The 856-nt window shown below is 70.4% G+C and carries 1 pseudogene; it reads right to left on the bottom strand.

Annotated elements, in window-relative coordinates:
* A pseudogene (locus EHS43_RS45330) lies at positions 1-582 on the bottom strand (RNA degradosome polyphosphate kinase); the annotation flags it as partial.
* Positions 583-856 lie beyond the last annotated feature (274 nt).

The raw sequence follows: 856 nt of genomic DNA, 5'->3' as shown, positions 1-856 counted from the left end.
GGTCAGGACCGGGAAGATCTGGTGCCGGAACAGGGTGAACAGGCGGGCCTGCTCCTTCTCCTGGAGTTCGTTCCAGCGGACCAGGTGGATGCCCTCCTCCGCGAGAGCGGGGGCGACGTCCTCGTGGTAGCAGGCGGCGTGCCGGGCCATCAGCTCGCGGGAGCGGGCCCAGATCATCTCCAGCACCTCGCGGGGCTGGAGGCCGGAGGCGGAGCGGGTGGCGACGCCGGTGGCGATACGGCGCTTCAGTCCGGCCACCCGGACCATGAAGAACTCGTCCAGGTTGCTGGCGAAGATCGCGAGGAAGTTGGCGCGTTCGAGCAGGGGGGTGTTCGGGTCCTCGGCGAGTTCCAGGACCCGCTCGTTGAACGCGAGCCAGCTGCGCTCCCGGTCGAGGAAACGACCCTGCGGGAGCTGGGCGGCACCGTCCACCGGGACCTCCTCGTACGCGTCGAGGTCGGCGTCGAGGTCGGGTTCCAGATCGGAGACGGTGGCCGAGACGGTGTGCGGGCGGTGCGCGGCTATGGAGCCCACGGAGGGCTGCACGTGCTGGACCTCTGCCTGGGCGTTCGACTGGCTCATGGACCCATTCTTCCGCGCCAGGAGCGAAACGGGCGCGTCGGATGCAGCGAGCGGCAGTACGACGGCGACCGGGGCGTCCTCGTTCCCCGCGGACCCCTCGGGCGGCGGCGAAGGCTCTGGCACGGCGGGCTTCATTCGCTGAGCCTCGCAAGCCTGTCTGAACCAACGGTTACGGCGACATGGCGTGCGGGATATCGCGGGACGGCTCCCGAGGGGGTGGGGAGGGGGAGCGGGGTGATTTTTGGCCCGGGGCAGCGCGCTTGCGCCGGTGGCC

The organism is Streptomyces sp. RP5T (assembly GCF_003933965.1).
Classification (GTDB): Bacteria; Actinomycetota; Actinomycetes; order Streptomycetales; family Streptomycetaceae; genus Streptomyces.
This window is presented reverse-complemented; position numbering and strand designations above follow the sequence as displayed.